A 13,331-nucleotide genomic window follows, 5' to 3' on the forward strand; every position below is an offset into this window, starting at 1 on the left:
GGGCGACCAGGTGAGATTAGATAGTATCGTTAATTTATGGACGGCTATTTTTCCGCTGGTCGTCTTGCTGTATTATTTCTTTCGCAAAAAATATGAAGTGACAACGATTTCATCGACATTATTTTGGCAGCAATCGATGCGGGAAACGAAAGTGTCTCCGTATTTGAAAAACTTACAGCGTAATGCGTTATTTTATCTACAAATGGCTGCGCTGTTGCTATTGGTCTTTATATTACTTGGTCCGTTTTTACCGAAAGAACAAGCGGTTGGTGGGCATACCATCCTTATTGTGGATACGTCCGCAAGTATGCTGGCGGGCAAGGAGCAGTTGACCTTATTTGCTCGGCAGCAAGCGGCAATGAAAGAGCTTGTCGTCGGTCGTTCAGGTGAGCCGATTACGATTGTGACGACAGGTAAGGAACCAGCGATTGTTGTGAGGGAGCAAACAGATGGTGAAGCGGTGTTAGCGGCTATCGACAAATTAGCAGTGTCCTACGAGCATGAGCATATGGAGCGAGCATTGGAGTTTGCGCGATCCATCGCCTCTGTTGGTGGAGCGGATATTCATATTTACACAGATTCACTGGACCGCGCCGCTTTTGCTGAAGAGGACAGCAACATTGCATGGACCATTCACGGTTCAGGGGATGCGCTCGTCAATGTAGCCATTAACAAGTTTGGTGCAGTGAAAACACCGCAAGGAACCGAGGCGATTGTGAAGATTACCAATGCTTCCGATATTGATCAAACCGGGGATGTGCAGCTCATGGATCCTATTACGGGTAAAGTACTAGTAGACGACAAGTTTACTGTTGAAGCCGGGAAAGATGCGCTATTATCTTTTAAGGAACTACCTGTCAGTCAAGCACTGCAAGCTGAAATCATTGTGGATGACGATTATAGGCCGGATAATACGGCAGCGATTTTGCTAGATAGCGAGGTATCGGAAGCGGTCGTTGACGGGCAATTGCATGAGCTTGTGAAACGAGCGTTTGAAGCGGTTGGATTGGCTGTTACTACTGGTTCAGCCAATGAATTATTGTCCGCACAGGATAGCTCGATTGTTGTCACAAACGATGTGTCATTGCTCAAAAAAGGGGATAAACCGGTTATTATTATAGGGCGTAATGATAAGTCTCCTGAGCCGGTTTCAGGTGTACTAAAAAGTTCTGCGGATCCACTATTCACCATTGCGGATATTAGCGATGTCTATGTTAGTGCACTCTATCCCCCCTTTACATCGTATACAACGATTGCGACGGTCGGAGATCAGCCATTCATCCAACAATCGAAGCGTGGTGATATTGTTGTGCTGGCGGATATAGAATTGACGGATTGGCCGCTACATCCATCATTCCCGCTATTCGTCTGGAGTGCAGCCGAACAATTACGTTCTGACACGGATACGTTAGGGCTATTTGTGCCGAATGAACGAAAAGCGGTGCTAGCTAGCGGCAGGGCGGATGGATTGGAAGTATTTACGTTGAATGATGAGTATGTCACGACATTTGTAGACGGCTCAAGTTTCATAGCACCTACGCGCCCAGGTATTTACAAAGCAAGGGATGGAGATACCGAGAAACTATTCGCAGTGCAACTTGAGCAATCTGAAAAAGAGCTTGTGATTGGCTCATCGTACAGTATTGGACAAACGGCAGGCGGCACGGGTGCAGAAGAAGGCAAGAATAGGATTGGCTGGCTATTGCTAGTGCCGCTGCTACTTCTGTTGCTGATTGAATGGGAGGTGCAACGTCGACGTGGATATCCGAACTGATGAGCCGTTGTGGCTTCTGTTACTCATTCCCATCGCTGTATACATGGCGTATACATGGAAATCATCTGTGCTGCACTTTTTGAGTAAAGGAACAATCCTATTTGCATTACGCTGTACAGTGATTGCCGCGTTAGTCTTGGCACTTGCAGCGCCTTATGTGACATTACGTGCCAATGAAGAACAAATACTCTTTGTCGTTGATCGTTCTGTGTCGATTGCGGAGGCCAAGGATATGGCGGATAAATGGCTGGCAGAAAGTTTGAAAGAACGCAAAGAAAATCAGTCTGTGGGTTTGTATTCATTTGCGGAAACGTTTCGGACAGATAAGCAGTTGACGGATACCCCGTTCACCATTCCGGTGGTGGAGGAAATGGAGACGAAGGATGCGACAAATATTGCGAAAGCGATTGATCTGGCTGCGGCGATTGCTAAAGAACAAGTAGCGACTCGAATAGTGCTGTTATCGGATGGATTGGAGACGGTTGGCGCAGTCGAGGAGCTATTGCCAAAGTATAGTGCGGGACGTGTCACAATTGATACAGTGCTGCTAGAACGACCAGGAACTGCCGATGCATCTATTTCAATCTTTGAAACTCCGCGAACGGCCTATGAAGGGGAGAAGCAGCTGCTCCAAGTAGAAGTGGAATCTTCAACGCGGACAGCAGGAGAGTTGATGATTTATCAAAATGATAAGGAAATTATTAGCGAAGCTGTTGTGCTAGAACCGGGGAAAAACGCTTTGTCATTTCGAACATCGGCAACGGGCAGTGGATTACTGAAGTATGAAGCAAAACTGATTGTGCCGGACGATGGATTTCTTGAGAATAATCGGATGCTATCGATTACGATGATGGAACAATCCCCGCGTGTGCTTGTCGTACAGACAGAGCGCAGTCCATCGATACTTCCAACGCTTCTCGATAAAAGTACGATGGGTGTCGATGTGATTGATGCACAGCAATTGCCGGAAACACTGTCGGGTTATCTCGGCTATGGTGCGATTATTTTCGATAATGTGCCGGGGCATGTTGTTGGGGAGCATAAGATGACACTGATTGAACAGGCAGTGAAAAGCTTTGGGACAGGCTTCATGATGGTTGGTGGAGATGAAAGCTTCGGACTTGGAGGCTATTTTAAATCACCAATTGAACGGCTACTCCCTGTTGAGATGGAAGTGAAGGGCAAAGAACAATTGCCATCGCTTGGACTCGTTATCGTATTAGATAGATCGGGCAGTATGGCAGGGCCTAAAATTGTCTTGGCGAGGGAAGCAGCGGCTCGCTCTGTTGAACTGCTACGAGACGATGATACATTTGGCTTTACTGCATTTGATGATAAAGTATGGGAAGTCATCCCAGTAGATAAGCTGGGCGATAAAAAAGAAGCGATAGAAAAGATTTTATCGGTTCCATCTGCTGGAGGAACGAATATTTTTCCAGGAGTGCAAAAAGCGTATGAAGATTTAACAGATGTAAAATTACAGCGTAAGCACATTATTTTATTAACAGATGGTCAATCAGAAATGCCTCCTGGTTACGAAGAAGTGATGGAGGAAGGCAAGAAAAATAATATTACGTTAACGACAGTAGCGATTGGGACGGATGCGGATGGATCCCTATTGGAAAAGCTTGCTGAAGTTGGTGGCGGACGTTTCTACGATGTTGTCGATGAATCGACGGTGCCGGCCATTTTGACGAGAGAAACCTCAATGATGACGCGAACGTATATCGAAGATAATCCATTTTATATGACGTTAGGAAATGTGCCTGAATGGACTTCCTTGTTCCAAGAAGGCGTGCCGCAAATCAATGCGTATATTGCGACGACTGTTAAAAGTACGGCGACCATTGTAGGGGAAAGTCATAAGGAAGATCCTGTCATTGCGGAATGGATGTATGGATTAGGTAGGACCGTTGCCTTTACATCCGATTCGACGGGGAAGTGGACAGGTGACTTAGCCAGATGGGAAGGTTATGCAAACTTCTGGAATACAGCAGTGGCGAGATTATTGCCGGCTTATGAAGAAGTTCCTTATATCATTACGCATGAACGGGGCGGTACGTATACGGTGACAGATAGTTCGCGTCAGGCGGCGTTCTTGGATATTGCCATTGTCGACGAGTCAGGGCAAGAAGTGCCATTCATCTCAGAACCACTTGCTCCGGGTAAAGTACGTGTCACTGTCGATGCTAAACCAGGTCTAGTATTTTTCGGTGTTTCGGATGATAAAGGCGGCTTGTTTGAGGCAGGTGTTTCAGTCCCTTATAGCGATGAATATAAGCCGACAGCATCGAATGCGGCATTGATGACGAAAATTGCAGAACGAACTGGTGGAAAAGTATTAGAACAACCAGAGGAAGCATTTCGTCCACAGCTGTTCCAAAGTGGCGAGAAGAAGCCGATTGCGGAATGGTTAATCTTAGCGGCTATGATTTTGTTTTTCATCGATATTACTTTGCGACGTTTCGGCATGTTTAAAGGATTTGGTGCAAAACGGATTCGTGAAGTTATTGTTGAAGAGAGTCCGACAGCGCAGGACAGTATTTCAGAATTGCTGAGGGCCAAGAGGAAGAGATAGGGCAAGATGATGGCTTGTCAGTGAAAGTCTGCAAACTGTAAGTGAAAATCGAAGAACTGTCAGTGAAAGTCTACAAAATGTCAGTGAACGCCAGGACTAATCCTCGAATGGAAACCGTAGTCTACTTATAACAAAAGCCACTTCATTTCCCAGTAATTTACGGGTAACGAAGTGGCTTTTGTTATTTCGTTCTCGTTTCTGCCAATAATCCCTTATTGCGTTTCGCCCATATCGCTGCGATAGCGAATGAAATGAGCAGGATAATCATGCCAAGAATATATGGATAGATAATGTTGATGTCGAAGATGACGCCTGCAATTGCAGGACCTACCATATTACCTAAGCTCATATAGGCATTCATCATACCTGCTGCAAAGCCTTGTTCCTGACCAGCTAGTTTTGAGATTAGCGTATTGACGGCCGGGCGAAGTAGCGAAGTCGCAGTGGAGAATATTGTTGAGACGAGTAGAATCGACCAGAATAGATCGACAAAAATAATCCCAATGAGTGAAAAGGCTGCAATGATAAGGTTGACAAGAATGACACGCATTTCGCCAAAGCGTTTAAATAAAGGGTTGATGATAAATGTTTGCACAATGACACCGACAAAGCCACCTACTGTGATCAACACAGCAATTTGTGTAGGTGTATAGCTATATTTATGATCGACATAAAGCGCTATTGTAGACTGGAAATTTGCCAGTCCAAATGAAAAGACAAACATAACGATGAGTACGACAAAATAGGAAGTCTTCGTTGAACGTGCCAATTGCTGAAACAGGTTTTCACGTTTTTTCTTCACTGAAGGATCGCCATCTACAACAGGCTTCGGATTGGGTAAGATAAATATGGAAAGCAGTGCTGCGAAAAGTGCCGCTGCTGTTGCGAAATAGAAAGGAAACTCCAAGCTGATTTTGGAAAGAAAGCCACCAATTGCTGGTCCAATCATGAAACCGAGTGACATTGAAGCGCCAAGAAGTCCCATTCCTCTACCTCTAGTTTCCAAGGTAGTAATATCTGCAACGAAAGCCATCATTGGAGGTACGATAAATGCTGAACCAAAGCCGGAAAAGAAGCGTGCAAGGTAAAGCATCCAAAGTTCAGTGGACAGCCCGAAAGCTAACTGTGAAAGTCCAAATATGATTAATCCGATAATAATGATTTTTTTACGTCCGTGTTTGTCGGACAAATCCCCGGCAAAAGGTGAGAAAATAAATTGTGCTAAAGAGAAAATGGCAATGAGGAAGCCGAGTGCTTGACCAGCTACACCGAACGTTGCTAAATACTCCGGCATAATCGGAATGATGAGTCCAATCCCGGCCATAGCAATAAACATATTAAACATTAAAATATATAAGGCAAGATTATTTGATTTAACCGCCATTGTTATCCCAACTTTCCAAACTATTTCGCGTCACTAAGGTATCGTATCATAAGCCTCATATGAATACACCGTCAAGCGACTTGTGTATTGTACTGCTTCGCATGCAGTACAAATATATTTGCTGAATCCAATAAAAAAAGCGCTAACACCAAGGTGTCAGCTGCTCTTCGTTATTTCATATCCATCTTAAACTCCAAAAATAATTCATTGTAAACCCCGAGCATTTCCAGTCCAAGATTTCGATAAACCTCTAAATGACTGCGCGTTTCCTCGTTAGGATAGAAGCGCTCATCTTGCGTTACTTCAGGATCCATCAAATCGAGTGCCGCAAGATTTGGTGTAGAGTAGCCGACATAATCAGCGTTCTGTGCAGCCACTTCTGCATCTAGCATGAAGTTAATGAAGGCATGTGCGCCATCAATATTTTTCGATGTGCGCGGAATGACCATATTATCGAACCAAAGATTGGAACCTTCTTCAGGTACAACATAATCGATATCTTCATTTTCATACATCATATCCGCGGCTTGACCAGACCATGTCAGAGAAACAGCTGCTTCTCCATTGATCATTAGGGGAGTGACTTCATCCCCGATAACTGCCTTGACATTTGGACTAAGCGCTTTCAATTTATCGGTTGCTTGACGCAATTGATCTACATCAGTGGAATTCAATGAAAAGCCAAGTGAATTTAATCCCATCCCAATGGTTTCCCTTGCGCTATCGACGAGAATGACATCTTGTGTGAGCGAAGGATCCCATAAATCATCCCAACGTTCAAATGTCTGTCCCTCTAGTAACGTAGGATTATAGGCAATGCCAACTGTTCCCCAGAAATAAGGAAGTGAGTATTGGTTGCTAGGATCGAATGGCAAGTCAAGGAAGTACGGGTCAATATTTTTAACGTTTGGAACTTTACTATAATCGATAGGAAGAAGTAGGTCTTTTTCCTTCATCATTTCAATCATGTACTCGGAAGGCATCGTTATATCGTACGCAGTCCCACCTTGTTCAATCTTGCCCATCATGCCTTCATTCGAATCGAACGTTTCATAGATGACTTTGATACCTGTTTCTTTCGTAAATTGTTTCAATAGATCAGGGTCAATGTATTCACCCCAGTTATAAACGGTAATCGAATTTTTACCTGCGCTCCCTCCACCTTCATTCAATTTAGCATTGACGAAGAGTAGGATGGCGGAAACAATGAGTATGATAGCTGCTCCGCGTAAAATATCTTTCATTTTCGCACCCCCGCAAGTGGTGATTTGGCTTTGCGGCTAATCATGTAATAGCCAATGACAAGCACAACTGTAATGAGGAAAATGAGTCCCGACAAGGCGTTAATCGTCAATGTAATACCGGCGCGAGCCATCGAGTAGATTTCCACGGATAGCGTTGAGAAGCCGTTACCTGTGACGAAAAATGTCACTGCAAAATCATCAAGTGAGTACGTTAATGCTAAGAAGAATCCAGCTAATATTCCAGGTTTGATAAATGGAATAATGACGCGCGTTAACACATCCCGTTTAGTGGCCCCAAGATCTAACGCTGCATCAATCAGTGTTGGACTCATTTCTTGCAGCTTTGGCAATACCATAATGACAACGATTGGAATGCTAAAGGCAATATGTGAAATTAGCACCGAAGCAAATCCGAGCTTAACCCCAATCATAGTGAATAAAATGAGGAAAGACGCTCCTATAATTACGTCAGGACTGACGATCAAGATATTATTCAGCGACAAGACAGCGTTACGCATCGCCTTATTGCGCATGAATAGGATGGCGATAGCTCCGAGCACGCCGATGGCAGTCGAAATAAGTGCTGACAGCAATGCGACAATAATGGTGTTAATCAAAATGACAAGCAATCGTGTATCTTCAAATACTGCCGCATAATGCTCCAGCGTAAACGATTCAAAATTCGACATGCCGCCACCCGAGTTGAACGAGTAGAAGATTAAATAGAAAATCGGTGCGTACAAAATGATGAAAACGGCCGTCAAATAAATTTTAGGGAGCTTATTTAGTTTTTCCATTGTTGGACGCCCCCTTTTCTTTACCATTCGTAATTAACATGATGATAAACATGAATAAAATAAGGAATACGGCAATCGTCGAACCCATTCCCCAGTTTTGCGTCACAAGAAACTGCTGTTCAATAGCCGTCCCAAGTGTAATGACTTTGTTTCCTGCAATTAATCGCGTAATCATAAATAGTGACAAAGCAGGGATGAAAACAACTTGGATGCCTGATTTTACGCCATTGATTGTCAGAGGCCAAACGACCCGTCTAAATGTCGTCCATGCATTAGCCCCGAGATCGCGTGAAGCATCAATTAAGGCAGGGTTTAATTTGTCTAGCGCATTGAAAATCGGCAAAATCATAAACGGAATGAAAATATAGACAGACACAAAGACAAAGCTGAAATCAGTAAATAGAATTTGCTGCTCGCCAATGCCCATCACTTCTAATAACGCATTGATTGGACCGTATAGCCCGAAAAGTCCGATGAAGGCATACGTTTTGAGCAGTAGATTGATCCAAGATGGAATAATGATCAATAGTAACCAAAGATGTTTATGCTTGGTTTTTGTTAAAAAATAAGCAGTTGGGTAGGCAAATAATAACGAGAAAAACGTAATTAAAAATGCATACCAGAATGAACTAAGCGTCAGTTTCAAATAGACGGAGGTGAAAAAATTTTTATAGTTTTCGAATGTGAAATTGCCGGTCAGGTCAAGAAATGAGTAATAGACAATCAGGGCAATTGGCGCGATAACGAATAGAATAATCCAGGTAGCGTAAGGAACTGTATATAACGGGCGTAGCGGTTTATTGTTCATAGTCCGCTACCCCGTATGCCTCAAGTCTAGCGTCAAATTCCTCTTCCGTTTCATTCAGGCGCATGACGTGAATCGCTTCTGGATCAAAATCAAGTCCAACTGTTACGCCAACTTCCGCTTTTTTCGTTGAATGTACAAGCCATTCATTTCCGTCTGCATCATATGTGGATAGTTCGTAGTGAACGCCACGGAATAATTGTGTGTCAACCGTTACATTTATTTTGCCTTTATCGACAGATGTTAGTTCCAAATCTTCTGGACGAATGACGATATCGACTTTTTCGTTAGGATTAAGTCCTTGGTCGACACATTCGAATGTCCGACCGGTAAATTGAACAACATAGTCTTCAATCATAACGCCTGGCACGATATTGGATTCACCAATGAAATCGGCAACGAAGCGATTAATGGGCTCATCGTAAATATCAAGCGGTGTACCAGATTGCTGGATCTTACCACCGTCCATGACGAAAATTTCATCGGACATAGCGAGTGCTTCTTCTTGGTCATGTGTGACGAAAACAAATGTTTTACCGAGCCGTTGTTGTAATTCACGTAGCTCATATTGCATTTCTGAACGTAATTTTAAATCAAGTGCAGACAGCGGTTCATCAAGTAAAATCACTTCTGGATCATTAATGATGGCACGTGCAATAGCGACACGTTGGCGCTGACCACCGGACATTTCAGAAATTTCACGTGCTTCATAGCCATCAAGATTGACGAATTTTAGCGCTTCATGCACGCGACGTTCTACTTCGCTTTGCTTTACTTTTTTAATGCGTAAACCAAATGCAATGTTTTCAAAAACGTTTAAATGGGGGAATAATGCGTAATCCTGAAACACAGTATTAACCTGTCTTTCATTCGCGGGAACGTCATTGATTTTTTTTCCATTGAAAAAAATAGCCCCCGCTGATGCCTCAGTAAAGCCTGCAATCAGTCGAAGGATTGTTGTTTTACCACAGCCAGAAGGACCTAGTAGTGTGTAAAACTTGCCACGTTCCATTTCGAAAGAGACGCCATTTAGTACTGTTGTATCTTCATCATATCTTTTTGTCACATTTTCAAAGCGAATGATTGGTTGAGTCATTAAGATAATCCCCCTTATAAATAAGATTCAGTAGCAACGAGTAATAGTTCGCTCGTGCCTGTATGTGCATTTGACAAACGATGGTGCTCAGATGCGTCGTAATAGACGGCATCGCCTTTTGCTGCACTGTACTGCGTGTCGCCGATTTCAATGGTTACTTTACCTTTTAGTACGTAAATGAATGTTTCAGCAAGGGAGGGCTCAAATCGTTTGAATTCCCCTTGTTGTTGAAATGTAATATGAACAGGCTCCATGTCATTTTCATTTGAGCGTGGGACGAGCCAACGAATGCTGTATTTGAGCTCATCATCTGAGTAAATGGTTTGGTCATCCGTTGAGTACACAACAGTTACATTTTTCTTCGGCTCATCAAAAAATTCCTTCGGCGTTGTGCCGAGAACTTCTAACAAGGCAAAAAGGGTTTCAATTGACGGAGAGTTAAGATCACGTTCCAATTGCGAAATATGCCCTTTCGTCAAATCGGTCCGTTCGCCAAGTTCTTCCTGGGTCAGCCCTTTCTTTAAACGCAGGCTTTTTATTTTACTACCTATCTCCATGGGTTCCCCTCCTTGGGATTATTGATGGCTAAAGTTTACTTATAATATACTTTAAGTTTACTGAAATCCTATTCATTATACAAAATCCCTTCTGGAAATCAAGACTTATTTGTTTGGGAAAATAAATTAAGGAACTTGAGGGACTTAAAATAGAGGAAAAAAGCTAAGTGGAGGCGTTTTAACAGGGGGGATCCAACGTTGAATTTCGCATATTTCGTGGTATAATATAGCAAGCAAGGGGGGCTACGATTGGGAAAAAAGAAAGTATTTTATTTGGATCCAGATGAACGAAAATGGACGATGAAGGACCTTGGATTTAACTGGGGATACATGGATGATCCGAGGGCAGGTAAGAAAGCAATTGAAGGAATATTTCTTATGAAAAACGGAAAAATTCGTGAATTATTTGAACTACCCAATCACTGTAAGGTGTGCCTCGATCCACTAGCTTATAATGACGAACATGACTCCGTTTATTGTCCAGCATGTGACGAATGGCGGGAAATATCTTGTAGCGACCCAAACTGTGAGTATTGTCTAGCAAGACCAGCAAAACCGTCTCTTTGTGACTAATAATCAAATTTAATAGATATATCTAAGTATATGCCTGGTGATTAACTGAAAAATAACGAGTAATTAACTTAATTAAATGCCTAAGTGTTCCGTGAGTTTGGAGCGCTATGAATTGAGCGACTTCTATACGATTACTGTGATACGCTTTATTATGTAGGGATGCGACTTTGCCGCATCCCTACATTTTTTTATTTTACTATCTATTGGATGAAATCCTTGCTTTCATAGAAGGATTTTTCTTTTTTTAAAATTTTTTTTAAGGTGTATTCGATTTCCTCATTCCCCTCTATATAAAGAATAAAAGGGGAATGACCACCATGACAACTTACTTAAGAGACTTCGCACATTTCGCAAACACACAAGATATGGACGAGGCAACACGCCGCCATGTCATCGAGCATTGGAACGAGATGAATCCAACAGATCGTGCTGTGTTGGACATGATTCGCCGTTACTCCGTGAAATACGGCGCTGCTCACCTAAAGCATGACACGATGGCAGATAAAATCGGCAAATCTAACGTCACCGTTCGCCGTGCGATTCGTAAACTAGAAAGTCTAGGAATTATCGAGCGGATCCATTACATTCGCCCGGTTATGAACGGTCTTGGTGCTAACATATATACTATTTTACCCTTCGTTGACCAGTCGACTTTGACCATGCCGGCAACAGTGGACAAGCCTTGTGACAGTGAGGCTGACGACGTTGTTCCAGATTCTGAATCTTTTTCTATTAAATCTAAAAACATTAAGACCCATACTCTTACAGATACGTATCCTACGGAGCTGACTCCTGCACCTACTACGTTGTTTGGGAGAATAAAAGATCTATTATCAACGACGATTGGTGACAGTTCTTTAGCTCGTCAAATGTTTGGTATTTACCGCATACAGTCATTACGCATGATGAAATTCAGCATTCATGAGCGACAAGGAGATTTATTTGAACAGTTGGCCATGCAAGCACTTCATATTGCTGTTCAAGCAACAAAGCGCAAAGACATTCGTAATATCGCTGGTTATTTTGATGGCGTATTGCGTAAATTGATTGATAAAGCGTTGTTTGAGGATATTTTCAAGGAATATGATGTGTCGTTGGAAGGGTTTTTGTATTGAAGATATCGTGATGCAAACAGAGCGATCAGCAAGATTAAAGATAAAAATGCATATTTTAGGAAATGATAATGTTATACTTGTTCTGCAAACTTTGTTAATTTTTAGCGTGAATAGATTCCGTGGGAAAAGACTAATTAATCCAAAAAACTTACTGGATAAACATAGGTATTGGCGGGCTTATTGTAGTGCTTGGTCTATTGATCTATCGACGCCATTAAGAATAATACCAATGTTTCTAAATAAGATTGGAGGACAGCGTGATATGAGAGATGAACTTATAGAGGAACTTACAGAAAAAGAAATAGCTGATTTGGCAGAGAAGTATGGATTAAGTAAACCTGGATCTGAACCTGAACTTTTAAAGAACAATCTATTCCAAGGCGACTTTGGAACCAGTATACCCCTTTCTGATCTAATTACAACGCTTATCCTGTTTTCTACAGTGATTTTTCTGATTATTTATATGAAGAAGAAAAAGAAGAGAAGTAATTAATTCGTACATTCATCATAATAAAAAGACATATTAATTTAAGAAGATAACTAACAATACGGGAAAAAGGTTAAATGAAAATAATGGAGTGTGAGTGTAATGATAGATTTAGGTCATAAACCCCTAATTGAGGGGGAGAAAATAGTTCTCAGACCATTTATAGATGAAGATTTTCCTTATATAGAGGAATGCTTAAAGGATTCTGAGGTAATAAAACTGACAGGGAGTACTTCTGATTTTGATAAGGAATCAATTCTGCATTGGTATAATACAAGAAATGAACAAACCGATCGATTGGATCTTGCTATTGTTGACAAATCCCAAAATGTCTTAGTGGGAGAGGTAGTAGTCAATTTATATGATGAAAAAAATAATAGCATGAATTTTAGAATACTTATTGGACCAAGGGGAAGAAATCGTGGGTTAGGAACTGAAGCAACTCAACTCATTATTGATTATGTATTTAAAAACACTAAACTTAACCAACTTACCTTAAGTGTTTTTGATTTTAATCCAAGGGCTAAGCATGTTTATGAAAAGGTCGGCTTTGTTATCGATAGTATTGATGAAAATGAACTTGAATTTGAAGGTGAATGGATAGATTCTATCAATATGAATTTGACGAAAGAAAATTGGCTGAAAAGGAAAGATTTAATAAAAAGTTCTTGAACAGGGCGTTTTTCTTCAATAATGATTTTCTTTTTTTATTTTAGGAAGTGTTACTTTTTTATAGGGTTTGCTAAAAAGTAAGGAAGGACCACATTGTGCAAAGTGCTAAAGTGCCCGAAGTTGTATTTTCGGGCACTTACAATCCCAATAGAAAGTCATCTATTCTCTTCTTCCCAAACAACTGCATTTTTCACTTGAACATTGTAGGTACGCGACAGGTAATTGTTTCGCAAAGAGATGACCGAAAAA

Annotated in this window: 12 protein-coding genes; 6 read left to right on the forward strand and 6 right to left on the reverse strand. The window is 41.8% G+C overall.

Features of this window, described 5'->3' with window-relative positions:
* Window positions 1-10 precede the first annotated feature (10 nt).
* A complete protein-coding gene (locus R2B72_RS08255; RefSeq protein ID WP_318615984.1) occupies window positions 11-1,774 on the forward strand; it encodes a BatA and WFA domain-containing protein in 1,764 nt (587 codons plus the stop codon).
* Window positions 1,758-4,352 carry a VWA domain-containing protein gene (locus R2B72_RS08260; RefSeq protein WP_318615985.1) on the forward strand — a complete coding sequence of 865 codons (2,595 nt, stop codon included), beginning with the start codon at window positions 1,758-1,760 and terminating at the stop codon, window positions 4,350-4,352. Before R2B72_RS08255 ends, R2B72_RS08260 begins: the two co-directional genes overlap by 17 nt.
* Before the next feature lie 181 nt (window positions 4,353-4,533).
* Here the strand turns inward: R2B72_RS08260 and R2B72_RS08265 are convergent, their stop codons facing one another.
* The 6 genes from R2B72_RS08265 to R2B72_RS08290 form a co-directional block, all read right to left on the reverse strand.
* Window positions 4,534-5,736 (reverse strand): MFS transporter, encoded by a 1,203-nt coding sequence (locus R2B72_RS08265; RefSeq protein WP_318615986.1) that lies wholly within the window; start codon window positions 5,734-5,736, stop codon window positions 4,534-4,536.
* Between the two features lie 170 nt (window positions 5,737-5,906).
* Complete coding sequence (locus R2B72_RS08270; RefSeq protein WP_318615987.1) at window positions 5,907-6,980, reverse strand: ABC transporter substrate-binding protein; 1,074 nt, start codon at window positions 6,978-6,980, stop codon at window positions 5,907-5,909.
* Window positions 6,977-7,777 carry an ABC transporter permease gene (locus R2B72_RS08275; protein ID WP_318615988.1) on the reverse strand — a complete coding sequence of 267 codons (801 nt, stop codon included), beginning with the start codon at window positions 7,775-7,777 and terminating at the stop codon, window positions 6,977-6,979. Before R2B72_RS08275 ends, R2B72_RS08270 begins: the two co-directional genes overlap by 4 nt.
* Window positions 7,761-8,585, reverse strand: a complete 825-nt coding sequence (locus R2B72_RS08280; protein ID WP_318615989.1) for an ABC transporter permease — start codon at window positions 8,583-8,585, stop codon at window positions 7,761-7,763. The genes R2B72_RS08275 and R2B72_RS08280 overlap by 17 nt, the downstream gene beginning before the upstream one ends.
* Window positions 8,575-9,678, reverse strand: coding sequence for an ABC transporter ATP-binding protein (locus tag R2B72_RS08285; RefSeq protein ID WP_318615990.1), 1,104 nt, complete (start codon window positions 9,676-9,678; stop codon window positions 8,575-8,577). Before R2B72_RS08285 ends, R2B72_RS08280 begins: the two co-directional genes overlap by 11 nt.
* Before the next feature lie 14 nt (window positions 9,679-9,692).
* The gene (locus R2B72_RS08290) at window positions 9,693-10,235 is read right to left on the reverse strand and encodes an XRE family transcriptional regulator (RefSeq protein WP_318615991.1); all 543 of its coding nucleotides are present in this window, start codon (window positions 10,233-10,235) and stop codon (window positions 9,693-9,695) included.
* Between the two features lie 249 nt (window positions 10,236-10,484).
* On the opposite strand from R2B72_RS08290, the gene R2B72_RS08295 reads away from it, so the two are divergent.
* The 4 genes from R2B72_RS08295 (at window position 10,485) to R2B72_RS08310 (ending at window position 13,082) form a co-directional block, all read left to right on the forward strand.
* Complete coding sequence (locus R2B72_RS08295; protein WP_318615993.1) at window positions 10,485-10,808, forward strand: hypothetical protein; 324 nt, start codon at window positions 10,485-10,487, stop codon at window positions 10,806-10,808.
* Window positions 10,809-11,125: 317 nt separating this feature from the next.
* Entirely contained in the window at window positions 11,126-11,923 is a 798-nt protein-coding gene (locus R2B72_RS08300) for a helix-turn-helix domain-containing protein (protein WP_318615995.1), read from the forward strand.
* A 10-nt stretch (window positions 11,924-11,933) separates the two neighbouring features.
* Window positions 11,934-12,416: a hypothetical protein gene (locus tag R2B72_RS08305; RefSeq protein ID WP_318615996.1), complete on the forward strand. Its 483-nt coding sequence runs from the start codon at window positions 11,934-11,936 to the stop codon at window positions 12,414-12,416.
* Window positions 12,417-12,512: 96 nt separating this feature from the next.
* The gene (locus R2B72_RS08310) at window positions 12,513-13,082 is read left to right on the forward strand and encodes a GNAT family protein (protein ID WP_318615997.1); all 570 of its coding nucleotides are present in this window, start codon (window positions 12,513-12,515) and stop codon (window positions 13,080-13,082) included.
* Window positions 13,083-13,331 lie beyond the last annotated feature (249 nt).

Origin of the sequence: Sporosarcina sp. YIM B06819 (genome assembly GCF_033485175.1) — a bacterium.
GTDB lineage: Bacteria > Bacillota > Bacilli > Bacillales_A > Planococcaceae > Sporosarcina.

Bases quoted from the DNA above. Each gene is read 5' to 3' on its own strand.
- R2B72_RS08300 (WP_318615995.1), top strand. From the start codon at position 11,126: ATGACAACTTACTTAAGAGACTTCGCACATTTCGCAAACACACAAGAT.
- R2B72_RS08305 (WP_318615996.1), top strand. From the start codon at position 11,934: ATGCAAACAGAGCGATCAGCAAGATTAAAGATAAAAATGCATATTTTA.
- R2B72_RS08285 (WP_318615990.1), bottom strand. From the start codon at position 9,678: ATGACTCAACCAATCATTCGCTTTGAAAATGTGACAAAAAGATATGAT.
- R2B72_RS08265 (WP_318615986.1), bottom strand. From the start codon at position 5,736: ATGGCGGTTAAATCAAATAATCTTGCCTTATATATTTTAATGTTTAAT.
- R2B72_RS08310 (WP_318615997.1), top strand. From the start codon at position 12,513: ATGATAGATTTAGGTCATAAACCCCTAATTGAGGGGGAGAAAATAGTT.
- R2B72_RS08275 (WP_318615988.1), bottom strand. From the start codon at position 7,777: ATGGAAAAACTAAATAAGCTCCCTAAAATTTATTTGACGGCCGTTTTC.
- R2B72_RS08280 (WP_318615989.1), bottom strand. From the start codon at position 8,585: ATGAACAATAAACCGCTACGCCCGTTATATACAGTTCCTTACGCTACC.
- R2B72_RS08270 (WP_318615987.1), bottom strand. From the start codon at position 6,980: ATGAAAGATATTTTACGCGGAGCAGCTATCATACTCATTGTTTCCGCC.
- R2B72_RS08290 (WP_318615991.1), bottom strand. From the start codon at position 10,235: ATGGAGATAGGTAGTAAAATAAAAAGCCTGCGTTTAAAGAAAGGGCTG.